The sequence below is a fragment of the Burkholderia sp. SRS-25 genome, assembly GCF_004343765.1.
Lineage (GTDB): Bacteria > Pseudomonadota > Gammaproteobacteria > Burkholderiales > Burkholderiaceae > Burkholderia > Burkholderia contaminans.
On record NZ_PTXM01000016.1, the window covers coordinates 154,631 to 173,111 of the forward strand.

The window sequence follows — 18,481 nt, forward strand, 5'->3', positions numbered from 1 at the left end:
CCAGCGTCAGGCAAGCGGCACGGGGCGCACCGAACTACGCGATCGCGGCATCGGCGGGCGTTTGCACCTGCGCAGCACGCCCGTCGCCCGCCTCGACGATCAGCGTCCAGTCGAACGCCGGCAGCGCGCAGAGCTGCTCGACGGTGGCCGCGTACTCGTGCGCGGGCGCGTGCAGGTAGCGCACCTTGTCGGTCCATTCGGGCAGCGGCGCCTGCGACGTGGTCACCACGACCGCCAGCAGATCCTGTTCCGGCCGCCTTGCGATTTCCTGCAGGCTCAGCCGGACCTGGTCGAGGTCGCCCTCGACGTCCAGGATCAGTGCGCCGGGGATCGGCGCGTCCGGCCGGCCGGGCTGGTTGCCGACAGCGCCTTTGTCGATGCACTGCTGATACACATGGCGATAGCGCGGCAGCGCCTGCTGCAACGCGTAATGCTTGCGGACCTTCGCCTGCGCCGTGCGCGCGAGCCCGCGGCGCTGCGCCGGGTTCGCGATCAGCCGGTCGAGCGCGTCGACCCACGCCTGCGGCGCATCCGGGACCAGCAGGCCGTCGCAGCCGTCGTGCAGCGCGAAGCGATAGGCCGGCCGGTCGCTGACGATCGAGGCGATGCCGGCTGCCGCGTATTCCTGCCACTGGATCGTGCCCGTGCCGGCGTTGTAGTCGTGGTCGGCCAGCGGCAGCAGCGCGATGTCCCAGCGCCGTTCCGGCAGGCGTTGCGCGTGCATGTCGTAGTCGTGAAGCTCGGGCTCGCACCCGGCGGCCGGGTGGCCGGCCCAGCCGGGCGGGACGTCCGCGCCGACGAAACTCACCCTGACCTTGCCGGGATGGCGCGCGCAGATCGCGTGCAGCGCCGCGTTGACGAGCGCGAAGTTGTCGGCGCGTAGCGACGCGCCCGCGATGCCGATCGTCACGCAGTCGTCGCCGCGCGCCGTCACGGGCCGGTAGAACCGGTCGAAGTCCACGCTGTCGGGCAGCACGTGAACACGCGGGTGCGACAGCCGGTAGCGGCTGGCGATGAACGGCGTGGATACGATCACGGCGTCCGCGTTGCGCAGCATGAGCTCGATCCCCGCGCGGGCCATCCCGCCCTGCGCAGCGAGCGGATGCGCGGGCGGCAGTTCGGTCAGCAGGTCGTCGGTTTCGTAGATCACCGGCTTTTCATGCTTGAAGATCGTGTACAGGTCGTTGCCGGTCAGCAGGCCGGGCGTCAGCCGGTGGAGCAGGACGGCGTCGGCCGTGGCCAGCACGCTGCTGTCGATCTGGCCGTCCCGGATGCCCGGGACGAGTTCCCATTCGTCGCTCAGCAGACCGAACGGCAGCGTGAGGCGAATGCGCGACGACGCGCATGCGTCCGGATCGATCGAATACACGATCAGGCGCTTGCGGCGCGGTGCGGCGTCCGCAGTCGCGGCGACGGGCGCCGGCGTCCGGTTCTCCGCCAGCAGCCGCGCGTACAGCGCACCGTGGCGCGCTGCGTTGCGGCCGATGTCATGCTGCGCGCGGATCGCATCCTGCGCGGCCGCGGCGAGTTGCGCGCGGGTTTGCGGATGCTCGATCAGGTGCGCGATCGCGTCGACCCACGCGTCGGCAGCGTCGGCGACGAGCCAGCCCGTGCTGCCGTGGACAACCGGGCAGCCTTCCGCCGGCGTGGCGACGAGCACCGTGGCCGCGCCGGCCGCCGAGCATTCGAGCCATGCGCGCGGCGGCGCATCGTCGCGCAACGTGACCGGCGCCGCGACCAGCGCGATGTCGAGGTCCGCGCGCTTCAGCGCGTCGGCGTAGCTGTCGTAAGGGACAGGCTCCGCGATCAGCGTGACGTCCGGTTCGCGATCCCAGCCGGCCGGCAGCGCCGCGCCGATGAACGATACCTGGAGCTTCCCCGGGAACCGGCGGCGGAGCTCGGCCAGCGCGTGGCGGACCTGCTCGAGACGCGCGCCGTCGAGACCGGTGCCGGAAACCGCGAGGTTCACGTGGTCGCGCACGCCGGGCGCCGCGCGGTGCAGACGTTCGAGATCGACGCCGGTCGGCAGCACGTGGACCGATGCGTTGACTTGACGGTACTCCCGCACCAGCGCTTCCGACGGCACGACGATCGCATGCGCGCGCTGCACGGCGCTGCGGATGCCTGCCTTGCGGCGCGCGTTGTCGGCCGCGCCGGGGATGTCGGCGAGCAGCGTGTCGAGCGGCGCGTCGATCTCGAGGACGACCGGCTTGCCGAGCGAGAACAGGTGTTCCAGCGTGGCGGCGGACAGCAGGCCCGGCGTGTCGCCCTGCAGCACGATCAGATCCGCGCGCTGCAGCGCGTCGGGATCGATGCCGGCTTGCGTGACAGGAAACGTCAGCGCCCATTCGCGGTCCAGCCGCGCGAACGGCTGCGCGAAGCGCAGGCTGGTGCGCGCGTGGTCCGCCGGTTCGGCGGTGACGACCGCGATGCACGAGCGCGGCGCGGACGCGGGCTGTCCGTGGGCCGCGGCGCCCGGCGCGACGGCCTGCGCATCCAGCTTGTCCGCGTGGGCCTGGGTCCGCTCGACGAAGTTCTGCAACTGCTGCCAGAACGTCTCCTCTTCCTTCAGGTAGACGCTGCGCGCTTCGTGAACGGTGGCCTTCGCGTGGGCGATCTCGTGTTCGTCGAGCCCCCACGCGATGCCCTTGCCGTCCATCACCCACCGGGTCGGCTCCGACAGCGACGCGTCATTCATGATGCACACGACCGGGCAGCCGCACAGCAGTGCTTCGAACACGGCGGTGGACCATTCGTACGTGTACACGCACTCGACCTGTCGGAACAGCGCCGCGAGTTCGTGCGCCGAACGTTCCGGCACGCGGGTCGAGATTTCGATCGACTCGGCGGTGACCGGATGCAGCGTGCCGCCGCGCCGCAGGTGGCGATTGATGAAGACGGCCGTGCCGTTGCGGCGGGCGTCGTCGACACCGTCGCTGTTGAAGATGCGCGTGTCGACCAGCGGCATGCGCAGCAGGTCCGCCTTCCATTCTTCGGGTACCAGCGACGGCCCGAACGTGAAGATGAGGTCGTCCGGCTGCAGGGTGATCGGTTCGCCGTTGATGCGGCCGGGCTCGGCCAGCAGGTAGCGCACGACGCAGCGCGCGTTGAACGGATTGCCGGTGACGACGTCCGGGTAGACGACGATCGGGCTGCGATTCGCGCGGGCGTGCGCCTGCACGATGTCGTTGGTCAGCGGCGGCGTGCGCAGGTCGGGATGCACGACCGGCGTGCAGACGTACGCTTCGTGGCCGAGCAGGTTCAGCACGTGGCACAGGTAGTGCATCGCGCGGATCCCGCCGGAGGTTTGCCGGAAATTCGGCGCGAGTATGTAGTACGGGTGGTCGAGTCGCGTGAAGATGCGCGAACCGCCGTGCGCCAGGCCAGGTTTGGGAGTCGTCATCGTTATCGGGTGCGGTAGAAATCGAAGACCACGTCGAGGATGCGATCCTGTTCGGCTTCGGTCATGTCGTGGTACAGCGGCAGCCGGACGAGCCGGTCGGCGACGAGGTCCGTCACCGCCATGCCGGACCCGCAGCGCCCGTAGCGCTGGCCGGCCGGCGAACTGTGCAGCGGCACGTAGTGGAACACCGCGTTCACGCCCACCGCGCGGATCTGCTGCAGCAGCTCGGTGCGTTCGGCGAGGTCGCGTGCGAGGAAATAGAGCATGTGGCCGTTGCCGCGCTCGGCGAGCGAAATCGCGGGCAGCTCGATCAGCCCGTCCGCATGCAGCGGCTGCAGCGCGTCCTGGTAGCGCTGCACGGTCGCGCGCCGCTGTGCGGTGATCACGTCCGCGTGCTCGAACTGCGCGTACAGGAACGCCGCGATCAGCTCGCCCGGCAGGAACGACGAGCCGACGTCGACCCAGGTGTACTTGTCCACCTGCCCGCGGAAGAACTGACTGCGGTTGGTGCCCTTCTCGCGGATGATCTCCGCGCGCTCGACGAGGCGCGGGTCGTTGACCAGCAGCGCGCCGCCTTCGCCCGAGATCACGTTCTTGGTCTCGTGGAAGCTGAGGCACGCGAGGTGGCCGAGGCTGCCGAGCGGCTTGCCGTTCCACGTCGACTGCAGCGCCTGAGCGGCGTCCTCGATCACCCACAGGTCGTGGTCCGCCGCGAGCTGCCCGATCACGTCCATGTCGCATGCGACGCCCGCGTAGTGCACCGGCACGATCGCGCGCGTGCGCTTGGTGATCGCGGCGGCGATCTGCGTCTCGTCGAGGTTCAGCGTGTCGCGGCGGATGTCGACGAACACCGGCGTCGCGCCGCGCAGCACGAACGCGTTGGCGGTCGACACGAACGTGTAGGACGGCATGATCACTTCGTCGCCGGGCTGCACGTCGGCGAGGATCGCGGCCATCTCGAGCGCGGCCGTGCACGAGTGCGTGAGCAGCGCGCGCTGGCAGCCGATGCGCGCTTCCAGCCAGCGGTGGCAGAGTTTCGTGAACGCCTGGTCGCCGGCGAGGCCGCCCTGCTCGACCGCTTTCGCGATGTAGTAGAGCTCCTTGCCGACCACGAACGGGCGGCCGAACGGAATGCTGTCGAGATTGGGTGGGCCGAACATGGTCAGGCTCCGCGTCAAGGGGTGGGACGTTCGGCCGCGCGGCTCGCGCGCGGCGCCGCTCAGATGTCCTTGCGGACGAGAATCGTGAATTCGTACAGGCCGTAGTCGTGCAGCAGCGCGACGTGGCGGGAATAGCGGCGCTTGCAGCGATCGAACAGCGCGCATGGGTCCGCGTAGTACAGGAGGTCCGGGCGCATGAACGGCGGATCGGAATACGACGTCAGGCAGTTGAACGCGAAGCCCAGGCGGCTCGTCGCGTGCAGCGTGTCGAGCGTCGCGTGGATGTAGTCGAGCCACGCGTCGTCGCCGTGACCGCGCCTGACGTTGAAGATGCCGGATGCGATCCCGTAGTCCGACGCGGCCTGCGGCTCCGCGCCGACATGAAACGCGACGTTCGCGTCGTCGCGGTAGCGCTGCCGCGCGGCGTCGACCATGTCGGACGAGATGTCGTAGCCCGCATACGCGAAGCCGTCCGGCAGCGCACGCGCCTTCAGGAAATCGACCAGCGCGCCGTAGCCGCAGCCGATGTCGTTCACCGAGTGGCCGCCGGACGCGGGCAGGATTTTCGTCAGTTGTTCGAAGCGCAGGAACTGGCCGGTTTCGCCGTTCCAGTCGACGCCGCGTGCGGTCGCGCCGTGCTCCGCCAGCCGCGCGCTGTAGTACGCGGCCACTTCTTCCAGCAGGCTCGCATGCCGGGATTCGCTCATGGACATCACCTCAGTCTTTCGAGGTCAGCGCGTACCGGCGCGCTTCGGGACCGCAGTTGAACAGCACGTCGAGCACCGTCACGCCGTGGACGAAGTCGCCCCACTGCTGCGGATACTCGGGATAGGTCGGGTAGTCGAACCAGCGCACCGCGACGCCGGCATCGGCGAACAGGTTCTCGTCGAGGTAGCTGCGCGCGGCCGGGCCGGACAGGTACTCGGTCGCACCCGCCTGCACGCACAGGTTCAGCAGCTTCTCGGTGCGGTCGCCGTGCAGCGCATAGTCCGACGTCGACGACACGCGCGTGCCGATCTCCAGTTGCCGTAGGACCCAGGTCAGCATCGCGACATTCAGCTCGCTCAGCATCCCGTAGGTGCGACCGGTGTAGAGCGCTTCGAGCTCGTCCGCATAGCGGGCGAAGTGCGGCGCGCGCGCGTAGTTCTGCTGCAGGGCCTTCCAGTGCAGCAGCGCCCAGTCGGCGCCGTCGATCTCGGTTTCGCGGATCGACTGGTGATACTTGCCCTTCACCTTCACCGGCACGCTCAGCCACTGCACGCCCTGCGGCGTCTTGATCTGGTTGCGGTTGCGCCAGTCGCGGCGCGTGTACTGCGCGTCGTCGTAGAGGATGAACTCGTCGCTGGCGGCGATCAGGTCGAAGTAGCCCTTCCACGGAATGTAGTTGGACTGGACGATCGCCACCCGCTTCGCGTCGCGGTTCATGGTCGCACCGCTCATGCCGGAATGTGGCCGTACCGGTACATGTCGACGAGTTCGGGCGGAATGCCCCAGTCCGTCGCGCCCAGCTTGTCGTGCAGCGCCTCCAGGTCCGCGCGCATCGCGTTCTGCAGCTGCTCGACCATGCGGTTGCGCGCCGGCACGAAGTCGTGCTGGTACGCGGCATTGATCTGGTGACGCACCGTCTTCGCGATCGCGGCCTCGCGCGTCATGTTGCGGATCAGCGGGCGTTCGGGCGCGAGTTCCGCGTAGCGCGGATCGATCGGCTCGCCGCGCATCGCCGCGACGAGATCGCGGCACAGCACCGGCGACAGGTGGAAGCCGTCGCGCTTGGTGCCGCCGAGAATCCACAGGTCGCGCACGCTGGTTTCGCCGAACAGCGGATACAGGTCGGACGTCGTCGGCCGCCAGCCGACGTTGACGTTGAGCAGGTTCGCGCGCGAGAAGCGGGTGTTGATCTGGTCCATCGCGGACTTGAGCAGCGTGTACGCGCTGCCGGCGTGGCCGTGCTCGTGCGGCACCGGGCTGATGTAGTTGCTGGCGCCGACGAGGGTCCGGTCAGGCCCGTGCGGCGCCGAATACACGCCGCACGCGAGGCCGCGGTTGGTCGTGCGCACGCAGTGCGTGTGCACGTTCTCCTTGCTCTGCAGTTCGATCGACATGCCGATGCCGTAGAACATCCGCTGCACCGGCAGCTCGGGCAGGCTCGCCTGCAGCACGCGCGTCACGTTGGCGCCGTTGCAGAGGATGAAGCGGTCCGCGCCGAGCACGCTGCCATCGGACAGTCGCGCGCCGGTGACGCGTCCGGCCGCGGTGTCGAGCCGCTCGACCTCGGCGTCGATGAAGCGCACGTTGCCGGCTTGCGCGACCGACTCGGTCAGCGCGTCGAGAAACTGTTTCGGATTGACCCAGCCTTCGCGCTTCAGGAAGACCGCCTTCAGCGCGCGATAGCGCGGGTCCGGATGATAGTTCGGGATACCTGACGGATCGACCGCCTCGCAGGGCTCCTCGAATTCGCGGCAGAACCGCTGCATGGCCGCGAAGTTCTCGTCGTCGAGCGCGTCGGTCGCCGCGTTGTTCAGCACGAAGGTGCCGAAGCCGTACGCGATCGCGCGCTCCGGCGTGCAGATTTCAGCGAATACGGCGGGCCACGCCGCCGTCGCGCCGCGGCTCAGCTCGAACTTGAAGCGGTCGATCGGCGTGCCGAGCGAATCGCCTTCCAGCTCGGTGAACGAATTGAGCATCGCCGCCGCAGCGCGCGTGGCCGAGCCGGGCCGATGCGCGTGGCCGACGATCACGAGCTCGACGCCCGGGTCGGCCTGCTGCCATGCGCGGGCCGTCATCAGGCCGAGAATGCCGTTGCCGAGGATTGCGATCTTCATGTGCGTGTGCCCCCGCCTTCGGGGAATGACAGGTAGCAGAGCGACGGATAGGCCGCCGCCTTGTGGATCTGGTGCGGACGGTTGCCGAGCAGGTCGCGCAGGTAATGGATGCCTTCCGCGGGCAGCTGGCCGCCGCGGGTGAGCTGCCAGAACGCGACGATGCCGCCGGGCACCAGCCGCTCCATCACCGCGTCGAACGCGTGCCGGGTCGGCTCGATCACGTTCAGGTCGAACCACGCGAGCGCGACCATCTCGCCGGGATGCGCTTCGTCGAACGCCGCCAGCGTGTCGCGGCAGTCGCCTTCCCACACGTGATGCTTGTCATGCACGTGCCCCATCGCGTTGCTGCGCTCGTGCAGGTTCAGCAGCTTGCGCAGCAGGTCGGCGTACTCGCCGGACAGCGAGTACGTGCCGTCGGAGAACAGCTTGCGGTCGCGTGTGTCGTGCTCGGCGAAGCCCGTGTAGCCCGTGAACGTATCGAATGCGTGGATGCGGCGCTGGAAGTTCAGCGGCTCGAGAATCGCGCGGAAGTTCTCGCACAGCACGGCGGTCTGCCCGCGCCACGTGCCGAGATCGAGGATCGCGCCCGGCAGCGGCACGATTTTTTGATAGATCTCGAAGGTCGCGAGAATGCGTGCGAGGAGCGAGCCGCGCACGAACAGGCCGAGCGACCGTTCCAGTTCCTCGCGCGTCGCGGGGTAGGTCTGCATCAGGTCGAACAGTTCGCGGCGCGCCGCGAGCTGATCGCCATCTGCGTTGGTGATGATCGCTGATTCGTGCATACACAGGGCTCCAGGCACAAAGGGTGTGACCGGACGAGCGCGCGTCGGTGCGGTGGCATCGGAATGCGCAACCGTCCGAGCGTCGCAGGTCGGGCATCTTTCTGCGATCAAGTCTAGCGAGCGCCGCCAGGATCGAATGTCGGATTAGCGGGTGGTTTCACCCCGCATTTCGATGGATTCGCGGGTATCCGGCGCGAATTCGGGGCGCCCGCGGGTGCGGCTCGCAGTAGCGGGAATAGCGACCAATTCCAGCACCTGCTCGCCAAATTGGAACGCGGCGTGCGCGAGGAGAATTCGGACACGTCGGAGACCGTCGGTGCGTGCGTCCGCGGGCGAAGGCGTGCGCCGACGCGGCGGAGCCGGCCGCGATTCGAATCCCGTATTGGCTACCAGGACGACATAGCTCATGATGCCCACCTCCCCCGCCGCCGCCACGATCGAACAGGCGCTGGCGCACCATCAGGCCGACCGGCTGGAAGAGGCCGAGACGCTGTACCGGCGGATCCTCGACACCGATCCCCGGCACGCGGACGCGCTTCACCTCCTCGGCCTGATCGGCCATCAGTACGGGCGCTATCAGGAGGCATCCGACCTGATCATGGCGGCGATCGAGGTCAAGCCGGACGCGATCTATTACTACAACCTCGGCAACGTGATGCAGGCGGACAACCGCCACGCCGCCGCCGCCGAGTGCTTCCGTCTCGCAATCGAGCTGCGGCCCGACTACGTCGATGCGTACAACAACCTCGGCAACGCGCTGCGGCTCGCCGGCGACGCCCGCGCGGCCGTCGATGCGTTCTGCCAGGCCATCGCGCTGAAGCCGGACAACGGCCAGGCCTACAACAACCTTGCGAATGCGCTGTTCGACCTGAACGAGATTCCGGCCGCGCTCGAGGCGTACCGGCACGCGGTCGCGCTGCGCCCCGAACTGCCGGAGCCGCGCAGCAACCTGCTGTTCGCGAGCCACTGCAGCGAAGCGTTCGACCACGACGCCTATCTCGCCGAAGCCGCGCGCTACGACGAAGTCGTCACGCGCTGCGCGACGCCGTGGACGGATTGGCTCGTCGACCTGACCGCCCGCGCCGGGCGGCCGCTCAAGGTCGGCATCGTGTCGGGCGACCTGAAGGCGCATCCGGTCGGCTATTTCATCGAGAACATGCTGAAGCATCTCGACGCGAACCGGATCGAGATGCATGCGTACCCGACGCGCGACGTCGAGGACGACGTGACCGCTCGCATCAAGCCGGCCTTCGCGACGTGGACCTGCATTGCCGGCCTGAGCGACGAAGCGGCGGCCGCGCGTATCCGCGCGGACCGCATCGACGTGCTGCTCGACGCGGCCGGCCACACGGTCTACAACCGCCTGCCGCTGTTCGCGTGGAAGCCGGCGCCGCTGCAGGCGAGCTGGCCCGGTTATTTCGCGAGCACCGGCGTGCGCGCGATCGACTATGTGATCGGCGACCGTCACGTGCTGCCGCCCGCCGAGGCCGCGCATTTCACCGAGCGGCCGTGGCATCTGCCGGACAGCTATCTGTGCTTCACGCCGCCGGCCGAGCCTGTCGGCGTCGGCGCGCTGCCGATGCTCGCGAACGGCCATCCGACCTTCGGCTATTTCGGCAAGCTCGCAAAGATCACCGATCACGTCGTCGCGGTCTGGTCGCGCGTGCTGCAATCGGTCGAGGGCGCGAAGCTGTTCGTGAAGGCCGAGCATCTCGACGATCCGCGCGAACAGCAGGCGCTTGCCGCGCGCTTTGCGGCGCACGGCATCGACGCGCAGCGCCTGATCCTCGAAGGCCGCTCGCCGCGCGCCGAATACCTGGCCGCGTACCGGCGCGTCGACCTGATGCTGAGCCCGTTCCCGTATCCGGGCGGCACGACGACCGCCGAAGCGTTGTGGATGGGCGTGCCCGTGCTGTGCCGGCGCGGCGAGCGCTTCCTGTCGCACATCGCCGAGAGCCTGCTGCATTCGGCGCGGCTGCCCGAGTGGATCGCGGACGACGACGACGCGTATGTCTCGAAGGCCGTCGCGCAGGTCGGCCAGCCCGCCGGGCTGGCGGCGCTGCGCACGACGCTGCGCGCGCAGGTGCTCGCGTCGCCGCTGTGCGACGCGCCCCGCTTCGCGCGCCACTTCGAGGACGCACTGCACGGCATGTGGGCGCAGCACGTCGAAGCCGCGCCGGTCGCATCCGTGTGAGGCTGCTCACGACGTGACGTGCGTGGGTATTCCGACGCCGGCGGCAAGCGGAACATGGCGCCCCTCGCGCTGAACACCGCGCCGGCCGACGTGATCGTCGTTCCGACCGGTGGCGCGTGCGCGACACCGTCGTCGGGGTGGCGCGATGGGATGGCGGCGCCGGCCTTGACGACCGGGCACGGCGGCAGGCTGATCGACTTCGGACGCGAACCGCATCCCTAATTGGCAGAGCAGACGAGATGGACGGAACAGGACAGGCATTGCAGGCGGCGCTGGCGCATCATCAGGCGGGGCGTCTCGCGGAAGCGAAGACGCTGTACGACGCGATCCTCACCGCGCAGCCGGGCCAGCCGGACGCGCTGCATTTTCTCGGGCTGCTGGCGTGCCAGCTGAAGCAGTACGACGCCGGGCTCGCACTGATGGAGCAATCGCTCGTCGAGCGGCCGGACGCGTCGTATTTCAACAACCTGGGCAACATGCTGCGTGAAAGCGGCCGGCTCGACGACGCGATCGCGCACTACCGGCGCGCGGTGGCGCTGCGGCCGGACTATCCGGAAGCGCACAACAACCTCGGCAACGCGTTGCGCGACGCGCGCGAGCCGGCGGCTGCGATGCAGAGCTGCGCGCGCGCGATCGAGCTGCGGCCCGGTTACGCGCAGGCGTACAACAACCTCGGCAACGCGCTGCAGGATCTGGGCGACCTCGACGGTGCCGCCACGCATTACGGCCGCGCGATCGAGCTGGACGCGTCGACGGCGATGGCCCACGCGAACCTGAGCGCCGTGCGTCACAAGCAGCTGCGCTGCGCGGAAGCACTCGCGCATGCGCAGGACGCGATCCGGCTCGCGCCGAACCTCGCCGAAGCGCACAACCACGCGGGCAACGCGTATCACGGACTGGACCGGCTCGACGCGGCCGAGGCCAGCCATCGCACGGCCGTCACGCTCAATCCGGCGGACGCCGGCGCGTGCCACAACCTGTCCGTCGTGCTGCTGAAGCTGCAGCGGCTCGACGAGGCGCTCGTGTATTGCAGGCAGGCGTTGCAGGCCGGCCCGCCGGCCGTGTTGATGCACGTCAATCTCGGCGACATCCTGCGCGCGCAGGGCAACGTCGATGCCGCGGTCCACGCGTATCGCGATGCGCTGGCGCTGGTGCGCGACGACGCCGACGACGTCGCGGCGACCGTGCTGAACCGGCTGCTGTTCAGCGCGGCGGCGTCCGCTTGCGTGAACCCCGCCGACTACCTGGCCGACGCACGGCGCTACGGCCGGCACCTGGCCGCGCGTTCGACGCGCCATGCGCACGATCCGCGCGAGCGGGCCGCGCGCGCGCAAGGGCGGCCGCTGCGCGTCGGCTTCGTGTCCGGCGATCTGCGCCTGCACCCGGTCGGCATCTTCCTGGAAAGCGTGCTTGCGCACCTCGAGCGCACGCGCATCGACCTGCGCGTGTACGTGACCACGGACGAGGAGGACGCGATCACCGCGAAACTGAAGCCGCACGCGAACGGCTGGCGCTCGATCGCCGCGCTGGGTCCGGAGGCGGCCGCGCGGATGATTCACGACGACGAAATCGACGTCCTCGTCGACCTCGCGGGCCATACGCAGTCGAGCGGGCTCCCCGTGTTCGGCTGGAAACCCGCGCCGGTGCAGGCGAGCTGGCTCGGTTTCTTCGCGTCGACCGGCTGCGACGCGATCGACTACTTCATCGGCGACCGCTACACGCTGCCGGACGCCGAAGCGCATCACTTCGTCGAGAAGCCGTGGCGGCTGCCCGACAGCTTCCTGTGCTTCACGCCGCCAGCCTGCGACGTCGACGTCGGCCCGCTGCCGATGGCGGCGAGCGGCCATCCGACGTTCGGTTGCTTCGGCCAGCTCGTGAAGGTCGGCGACGACGTCGTGCGCGCGTGGTCGCGCATCCTGCACGCGCTGCCGGACGCGCGGCTGCTGCTCAAGGCGCACGAGCTCGGCCGCGAGGGCGTGCGCGACGCGACTGCCGCGCGCTTCGCGCGGCATGGCATCGACGCGGACCGGCTGATCCTGGAGGGCGGTTCGCCGCGCGCGGAATACTTCGGCGCATATAACCGCATCGACGTCGCGCTGAGCCCGTTCCCGTACCCGGGCGGCACGACCACGGCAGAAGCGCTGTGGATGGGCGTACCGGTGCTCGGGATGAAGGGCAGCCGGTTCGTCACGCACATCTGCGAAAGCGTGCTGCACGCGGCGGGCATGGGCGAATGGGTCGCTGACGGCGAGGACACCTATGTCGCGAAGGCGATCGCGGCGGTGCGCGATCGCGAGCGGCTCGCGACGCTGCGCGCCGGGCTGCGCGCGCAGCTGCTCGCATCGCCGCTGTGCGACGCGCGCCGGTTCGCCGCGCATCTCGAAGCGGCGTTCCTCGCCATGTGGCAACGCTATACGAACTCGGAGCAGGAAGCATGAACGATATCCACGACACGCTGCAGTCCGCGCTGGCGCATCATCAGGCGGGGCGTCTCGCGGAAGCGAAGACGCTGTACGACGCGATCCTCACCGCGCAGCCGGGCCAGCCGGATGCGCTGCATTTTCTCGGGCTGCTGGCGTGCCAGCTGAAGCAGTACGACGCGGGGCTTTCGCTGATGGAGCAATCGCTCGTCGAGCGGCCGGACGCGTCGTACTTCAACAACCTGGGCAACATGCTGCGCGAAAGCGGCCGGCTCGACGACGCGATCGAACGCTACCGGCGCGCGGTGGCGCTGCGGCCGGACTACCCGGAGGCGCACAACAACCTCGGCAACGCGTTGCGCGACGCGCGCGAGCCGACGGCTGCGATGCAGAGCTGCGCGCGCGCGATCGAGCTGCGGCCCGGTTACGCGCAGGCGTACAACAACCTCGGCAACGCGTTGCAGGACCTCGGCGAGCACGAAGCGGCGGCCGCGAGCTACGCGAAGGCGGTCGCGCACCAGCCGCAATACGCGGATGCGTACTGCAATCTCGGCAATGCACTGCATGCGCAGGAGAAATTCGACGATGCCGCGGAGGCCTATCGTCGCGCCATCGCGCTGCAACCGGGCTTCCGTGTCGCGCACCAGGGGCTGAGCGCGACGCTGCGCGCGGCAGGTGACCTGCGGGGTGCGGTCGACCATGCGCGCGAGGGGCTCGATCCGGGCGACGCGGACGCGCACTGCGTACTGGCAAGGCTGCTGCAGCGCATCGGCGATTTCGACAAGGCGCTCGAACTGCTCGAGCAGGCGGTCGCGATCGACCCCGCGCATGCACAGGCATGGGCGTGGCTCGGCGATTTGCGCAACCAGCAGGGCGAATACGGGCAGGCGGTGCAGGTGTGCCGGCGCGCGATCGAGCTCGATCCCGAACTGGCCGACGCATACAACTTCCTTGGCTTCGCGTATCACAACCTCAACTTGCTGGCCGCCGCGGAGTTGAGCCACCGGCATGCGATCGACCTGAACCCGGACGATGCCGACGCGCATCACAACCTCGCCGCCGCGCTGTTTCGGCTCGAGAAGCTCGACGAGGCGATGAAGCACACCGAGATCGCGCGGGCGCTCGGCATCGATCCGCTGAAGGTCCAGATGACGCTCGGCGACATCCTGTGGGCGAAAGGGGATCTCGCCGGCGCGCTGGATGCGTTCCGCTCGGCGATCCGGCACGACCTGCATCGCGCGTACTCGCGGATGCTGTTCAACATGTCGAGTTCGCCCGCGTTCGAACCGCACGAGTGGGTCGCTGAAGCGCGCCGCTACGGCGAACATCTCGAGCGCGACGCGCACCCGTTCGAGCACGACCGCGCGCAGCGCGTCGCGCAGGCGCAGGGGCGGCCGCTGCGCGTCGGCTTCGTGTCGGGCGACCTGCGGCAGCACCCGGTCGGCATCTTCCTTGAAAGCGTGCTCGCGCGGATCGACCGGTCGCGCATCGAGCCGCATGCGTATGTGACGTTCGTCGGCGAGGACGACGTGACCACGCGGCTCAGGCCGAACTTCGCGAGCTGGAAGAAGGTGGTCAGCCTGGGCCGCGAGGAGGCCGCGCAACTGATTCGCGACGACGGCATCGACATCCTGATCGATATGGCAGGCCATACCAACTGGAGCGGCCTGCCGATCTTCGGGCACAAGCCCGCGCCGGTGCAGGCGAGCTGGCTCGGTTTCTTCGCGACGACCGGTTGCCGCGCGATCGACTATTTCATCGGCGATGCGCATACGCTGCCGGCCGACGAGGCGCATCACTTCACCGAACGGCCGTGGCGGCTGCCGGACAGCTACCTGTGCTTCACGCCGCCGCCGTACGATGTCGCGGTCGGCCCGCTGCCGATGGCGGCTCATGGCGGCGTCACGTTCGGCTGCTTCGGCAAGCTGATCAAGATCAGCGACGCGGTCGTCGCGCTTTGGTCGCGCATCCTGCACGCGCTGCCGGACGCGCGCCTGCTGCTGAAGGCCCATGAGCTCGGCGCCGGCGACGTGAACCAGGCGACGCTCGACCGCTTCGCGCGGCACGGCATCGGCGCGGACCGGCTGATCCTCGAAGGCGGTTCGCCGCGTGCGGAATACTTCGCCGCATACAACCGCATCGACGTCGCGCTGAGCCCGTTCCCGTATCCGGGCGGCACGACCACGGCCGAAGCGCTGTGGATGGGCGTGCCGGTGCTCGGGATGAAGGGCAGCCGCTTCGTCACGCACATTTGCGAGAGCCTGCTGCACGCGGCGGGCATGGGCGAATGGATCGCGGAGGACGAGGCGGCGTACCTCGCGAAGGCCGTCGCGTTCGCGCGCGACCGCGACGGGCTGGCGACGCTGCGTGCAACGCTGCGCGAGCGCGCGCTGGCGTCGCCGCTGTGCGATGCGTCGCGCTTCGCACGCAACCTCGAGGACGCGCTGCACGGCATGTGGGCCAGCTACGCGGCCGGAGACACGGCGCCCCGGGACGCGTGACGAGCGGGATCGCGCCATGGCTGGAAGCCGCGCTCGCGCATCGTCGGGCCGGCCGCCCGAGATGATCGAGGCGGCCGTCGAGTGCGCGACGCGGGCGTAGCCGGCGCGATCCGGCTCGCGCTCCCGCCTGCAGGCGAAAAAAAAGCCGCATTGAAGCGGCTCGACGGTACGGCGACAGCGGACCGCTCGACTGGCGGCGTCTTTTAATTCGAAATGCGCGGCGGGCAAGACGCCCGGCCGGTCACAGCATGCCGGCCTTCTGGTACTGGCTCGCGGCCTTGATCCGCTCCTGGGACTGCGCAAATTCCGCAGCCAGGCGGTCACGGTCGGTCTGCGCATGCTCCGTGATCGACGCGTCGATCGCCATGATCTGCCGCACGCGGTCCAGCGCCTCTGGCGTCTGCTCGCCGGACAGGTTCATCAGCAGCGGCGAGCGTTCGTCGACGAGGGCCGCGACGCGCACCCAGTCGCGCGCATCGGCAGCCGACTGCATGGCGCGGGTCAGGTCGAAGGCGCGGGACAGGGTGTCGTTCGTCATGGTCAGTTCCGTTCGGTGCGGTTGCGACTTACTTGTTGGTGGCCATCGCGCCGGCGCTGTTCTGGCCGCCGAACAGCTGGGTCAGGTAGCGGGTGTTGTTCGCCATCTGCGCCATCAGCGTGTTCAGCGCGGTGAACTGCGCGGTGTATTGCGTGGTCAGCTGGTTCGAGTAGGTCTGCAGTTGCGTGGCCTGATTCTGCACGCTCGTCAGGTCGGCATTGATCGCGGTGGTGCGCTGGTCGATCAGGCCGGACGTCTGCGTGTACGTGTTGATGTTCGCATTGAGCGCCTGGGCGATGCCGTTCGTCTGGTTGAAGATCGCCGCCACCGCGGAACCGTTCGACTTGAGCGCGGTGGTCAGCGCGGCGGTGTCGACCGACATCGCGCCGGTCGAATCCACGTTGATGCCGATGCTGCCGAGCGCATAGGTCGTGCCGCCCGTCGTGACGCCGCTGCTGAGCGTCGTCGCGAGCGTGTTCCTGATCGTGTTCATCATCGCGTCGCCGAGCAGCGGGCCGGCGGTCTTCGCGGTCGGGTCGTAGCTCGTCAGCGATTTCGCGGTATTCACGAAGTTGGTATACGCGGTCGCGAAATTGGTGATCGCGGTCGTTGCCGCGGCCGTGTCCTGCGACAGCGTGACGGTTTGCGTCGTGCCGACGGCGGCTTGCGACAGCGCCAGCGTGACGCCCGTCAGCGCGCCCGACACGTTGTTCGACGCGCTCGACACCGGCGTGCCGTCGATCGTCAGCTTCGCGTCGGCGGCCGGCGTGACCGTCGAGTAGCCCGACGTCAGTTTCGAATTGACGCCCGTACCCGAGATCGAAATCGTGTTGGCCGCGCCCGTGGCGTTCGACTGCATCACGAGATGCTGGCCGTCCGAACCGGTGATGACCGACGCGGTGACGCCGGCATTGCCGGATGCGGAATTGATCGACGACGCGATGTCGGACAGCGACGCGCCGGCCGCCACGTTGACGTTGAACGCGGGGTTGCTGCCGAACGTGATGCTCAGCGAGCCGGCCGAGATCGTGTCCGCCGACGTCACGCCGGCCGACGACAGCTTGTTGGCGGTCGCGAGCTGCGTGACATTGACCGAATACGAACCGGCCACCGCGCCGCTGCCGCTCGTGACCGTCGTCGCGATGCCGGTACCGCTCGCCGTCGCGGCCAGGCTGCCGAGCGTGGTGCCGTTCGAGAGGCCGGTGAGCGCGGTCTGCAGCGCGGACAGCGCACCCTTCAACTGGCCGATCGCGGACAGCTGCGTATTGTCGTTCGTCTGGCGGGTCTGCAGGGTCTGCAATTGCCCGGCCGTCTTCGCGTTCACCAGCGTCGTGACGAGCGTATTGACGTCGAGCGACGAATTGGTCGCGCCGCTGATGATCGACTGTCCGGCCTGCGACAGGAGGGTGCTGATGTCCGTGCTGCTGACGGGGGTCGTGGTGGCCATGCCGTTGCTCCGGTCGTCCGCGCAATCAACGTGCGCGATGCGGCGGGGCGCCGCGGTTCAATGCAAAGAGGGAGGCGTGCCTCCCTGGAGAATTCTGGTCCGGGCGGGTTCGGCGGCGTCGCGATGCGTCGCATGGTGACGCCGCCGTGCCCGGAGGCGGGCGGGCGCGTGGCCCGCCGCGCGTGCTGCTCGATTAGCCGAGGAGCTTCAGGACTTGCTGCGGCAGCGAGTTCGCTTGCGCCAGAACCGAGATACCAGCTTGTTGCAGCACTTGCGCCTTGCTCAGGTTCGCCGTTTCCGTCGCGAAGTCCGCGTCGGTGATCTGCGAGCGAGCAGCGGTCATGTTGGTTGCCTGGGTTTGCGTCGTCGAGATCGCAGCCTGGAACGTGTTCTGTGCTGCGCCCAGCGTTGCCTGGAACGTGTTGACTTGCTTCAGTGCCGCGTCGATCGCCGTGATCGCCGATTGCGCGCCCGACTGGGTGGCGACGCTCAGGGTGTTCACGCTCATGCCCGTGCTGTTCCAGTTCGCCGTGCCGAAGTCGACGGTGACGACCTGGTTCGCTGCTGCGCCGATCTGGAACGTGACGCTGCCCGTGCCGCCCAGGATGGTCTGGCTGTTGAACGTCGTTTGCGATGCGACACGGTCGATTTCGCCGAGACGCGTCGTCACTTCAGCTTGCAGGTTCGCGCGAGCGCTCGAATCCAGCGAGCCGTCGCCCGCTTGTTGCGCCAGCGTACGGATACGCTGCAGGTTGTCGACCGTCGATTGCAGCGCGCCGTTGGCGGTCTGGATCATCGAGATGCCGTTGTTCGCGTTTGCAACACCTTGCGTCAGCGCATTGATTGCCGCCGTTTGCGACGTCGAGATCGCCAGGCCTGCTGCATCGTCAGCAGCGGTGTTGATGCGCTTGCCCGACGACAGGCGGTTGATTGCTTGCGACAGTGCGCTTTGCGAGCCCGACAGATTCGTCTGCGTCGTCAGCGAAAGGATGTTGGTGTTGATGTTCAGCATTTGCTTCCTCGTTTTGGAAAATGGCTGGGATACAGACAGGTTCTGATTTCGGCGTTGCGCTTTATCGCGACTGGCGCTGCCCCGCCTTTCCTGGTTGACGGCGGCACCCGGCGAAAACTTTAGAGGGATGTTTGGGGAAATTCGGGACCGAAGGATCGCTGCCAGTCGAAAGGCCCGCCCGGCTTGGCCGGCCGGGCCGCGG

The 18,481-nt window shown here is 68.6% G+C and carries 14 protein-coding genes; 4 read left to right on the top strand and 10 right to left on the bottom strand.

Annotated features, from left to right (window positions below; genetic code table 11):
* Positions 1-34: 34 nt before the first annotated feature.
* The 7 genes from C5O79_RS22765 to C5O79_RS22795 form a co-directional block, all read right to left on the bottom strand.
* Positions 35-3,403 carry a glycosyltransferase gene (locus C5O79_RS22765; protein WP_122473466.1) on the bottom strand — a complete coding sequence of 1,123 codons (3,369 nt, stop codon included), beginning with the start codon at positions 3,401-3,403 and terminating at the stop codon, positions 35-37.
* Between the two features lie 2 nt (positions 3,404-3,405).
* Positions 3,406-4,563 (bottom strand): dTDP-4-amino-4,6-dideoxygalactose transaminase, encoded by a 1,158-nt coding sequence (gene rffA / locus C5O79_RS22770; protein ID WP_046547464.1) that lies wholly within the window; start codon positions 4,561-4,563, stop codon positions 3,406-3,408.
* 59 nt (positions 4,564-4,622) lie between these two features.
* Positions 4,623-5,270 (bottom strand): class I SAM-dependent methyltransferase, encoded by a 648-nt coding sequence (locus C5O79_RS22775; RefSeq protein WP_046547510.1) that lies wholly within the window; start codon positions 5,268-5,270, stop codon positions 4,623-4,625.
* A gap of 10 nt (positions 5,271-5,280) precedes the next feature.
* Complete coding sequence (locus tag C5O79_RS22780; RefSeq protein WP_122473467.1) at positions 5,281-6,003, bottom strand: WbqC family protein; 723 nt, start codon at positions 6,001-6,003, stop codon at positions 5,281-5,283.
* Positions 6,000-7,385 (bottom strand): FAD-binding oxidoreductase, encoded by a 1,386-nt coding sequence (locus C5O79_RS22785; protein WP_046547462.1) that lies wholly within the window; start codon positions 7,383-7,385, stop codon positions 6,000-6,002. Before C5O79_RS22785 ends, C5O79_RS22780 begins: the two co-directional genes overlap by 4 nt.
* Positions 7,382-8,167 (bottom strand): class I SAM-dependent methyltransferase, encoded by a 786-nt coding sequence (locus C5O79_RS22790; protein ID WP_124474643.1) that lies wholly within the window; start codon positions 8,165-8,167, stop codon positions 7,382-7,384. Before C5O79_RS22790 ends, C5O79_RS22785 begins: the two co-directional genes overlap by 4 nt.
* 144 nt (positions 8,168-8,311) lie before the next feature.
* A complete protein-coding gene (locus tag C5O79_RS22795; protein WP_124494476.1) occupies positions 8,312-8,575 on the bottom strand; it encodes a hypothetical protein in 264 nt (87 codons plus the stop codon).
* On the opposite strand from C5O79_RS22795, the gene C5O79_RS22800 reads away from it, so the two are divergent.
* Genes C5O79_RS22800 through C5O79_RS22815 form a run of 4 tightly spaced genes read left to right on the top strand, consistent with a single transcriptional unit; the run spans position 8,574 to position 15,282 of the window.
* The gene (locus tag C5O79_RS22800) at positions 8,574-10,361 is read left to right on the top strand and encodes a tetratricopeptide repeat protein (protein WP_131931775.1); all 1,788 of its coding nucleotides are present in this window, start codon (positions 8,574-8,576) and stop codon (positions 10,359-10,361) included. The genes C5O79_RS22795 and C5O79_RS22800 overlap by 2 nt on opposite strands.
* A gap of 54 nt (positions 10,362-10,415) precedes the next feature.
* Positions 10,416-10,583 (top strand): hypothetical protein, encoded by a 168-nt coding sequence (locus C5O79_RS22805; protein WP_165935647.1) that lies wholly within the window; start codon positions 10,416-10,418, stop codon positions 10,581-10,583.
* A 17-nt stretch (positions 10,584-10,600) separates the two neighbouring features.
* The gene (locus tag C5O79_RS22810) at positions 10,601-12,799 is read left to right on the top strand and encodes a tetratricopeptide repeat protein (RefSeq protein WP_131931778.1); all 2,199 of its coding nucleotides are present in this window, start codon (positions 10,601-10,603) and stop codon (positions 12,797-12,799) included.
* The gene (locus C5O79_RS22815) at positions 12,796-15,282 is read left to right on the top strand and encodes a tetratricopeptide repeat protein (RefSeq protein WP_131931779.1); all 2,487 of its coding nucleotides are present in this window, start codon (positions 12,796-12,798) and stop codon (positions 15,280-15,282) included. The genes C5O79_RS22810 and C5O79_RS22815 overlap by 4 nt, the downstream gene beginning before the upstream one ends.
* A gap of 241 nt (positions 15,283-15,523) precedes the next feature.
* On the opposite strand, the gene C5O79_RS22820 is transcribed toward C5O79_RS22815, so the two are convergent.
* The 3 genes from C5O79_RS22820 to C5O79_RS22830 form a co-directional block, all read right to left on the bottom strand.
* Positions 15,524-15,820, bottom strand: coding sequence for a flagellar protein FliT (locus C5O79_RS22820; RefSeq protein WP_039346848.1), 297 nt, complete (start codon positions 15,818-15,820; stop codon positions 15,524-15,526).
* Positions 15,821-15,848: 28 nt separating this feature from the next.
* Positions 15,849-17,267: a flagellar filament capping protein FliD gene (gene fliD, locus C5O79_RS22825; RefSeq protein WP_047851464.1), complete on the bottom strand. Its 1,419-nt coding sequence runs from the start codon at positions 17,265-17,267 to the stop codon at positions 15,849-15,851.
* A 193-nt stretch (positions 17,268-17,460) separates the two neighbouring features.
* Entirely contained in the window at positions 17,461-18,279 is an 819-nt protein-coding gene (locus C5O79_RS22830) for a flagellin domain-containing protein (RefSeq protein ID WP_011350581.1), read from the bottom strand.
* Between the last annotated feature and the right edge of the window lie 202 nt (positions 18,280-18,481).

What these genes read in the sequence shown, in the direction of transcription:
- C5O79_RS22805 (WP_165935647.1), top strand. Translation starts at nt 10,416, where the DNA reads ATGGCGCCCCTCGCGCTGAACACCGCGCCGGCCGACGTGATCGTCGTT.
- C5O79_RS22780 (WP_122473467.1), bottom strand. Translation starts at nt 6,003, where the DNA reads ATGAGCGGTGCGACCATGAACCGCGACGCGAAGCGGGTGGCGATCGTC.
- C5O79_RS22815 (WP_131931779.1), top strand. Translation starts at nt 12,796, where the DNA reads ATGAACGATATCCACGACACGCTGCAGTCCGCGCTGGCGCATCATCAG.
- C5O79_RS22795 (WP_124494476.1), bottom strand. Translation starts at nt 8,575, where the DNA reads ATGAGCTATGTCGTCCTGGTAGCCAATACGGGATTCGAATCGCGGCCG.
- rffA (WP_046547464.1), bottom strand. Translation starts at nt 4,563, where the DNA reads ATGTTCGGCCCACCCAATCTCGACAGCATTCCGTTCGGCCGCCCGTTC.
- C5O79_RS22820 (WP_039346848.1), bottom strand. Translation starts at nt 15,820, where the DNA reads ATGACGAACGACACCCTGTCCCGCGCCTTCGACCTGACCCGCGCCATG.
- C5O79_RS22810 (WP_131931778.1), top strand. Translation starts at nt 10,601, where the DNA reads ATGGACGGAACAGGACAGGCATTGCAGGCGGCGCTGGCGCATCATCAG.
- C5O79_RS22785 (WP_046547462.1), bottom strand. Translation starts at nt 7,385, where the DNA reads ATGAAGATCGCAATCCTCGGCAACGGCATTCTCGGCCTGATGACGGCC.
- C5O79_RS22765 (WP_122473466.1), bottom strand. Translation starts at nt 3,403, where the DNA reads ATGACGACTCCCAAACCTGGCCTGGCGCACGGCGGTTCGCGCATCTTC.
- C5O79_RS22775 (WP_046547510.1), bottom strand. Translation starts at nt 5,270, where the DNA reads ATGAGCGAATCCCGGCATGCGAGCCTGCTGGAAGAAGTGGCCGCGTAC.
- fliD (WP_047851464.1), bottom strand. Translation starts at nt 17,267, where the DNA reads ATGGCCACCACGACCCCCGTCAGCAGCACGGACATCAGCACCCTCCTG.
- C5O79_RS22800 (WP_131931775.1), top strand. Translation starts at nt 8,574, where the DNA reads ATGATGCCCACCTCCCCCGCCGCCGCCACGATCGAACAGGCGCTGGCG.
- C5O79_RS22790 (WP_124474643.1), bottom strand. Translation starts at nt 8,167, where the DNA reads ATGCACGAATCAGCGATCATCACCAACGCAGATGGCGATCAGCTCGCG.
- C5O79_RS22830 (WP_011350581.1), bottom strand. Translation starts at nt 18,279, where the DNA reads ATGCTGAACATCAACACCAACATCCTTTCGCTGACGACGCAGACGAAT.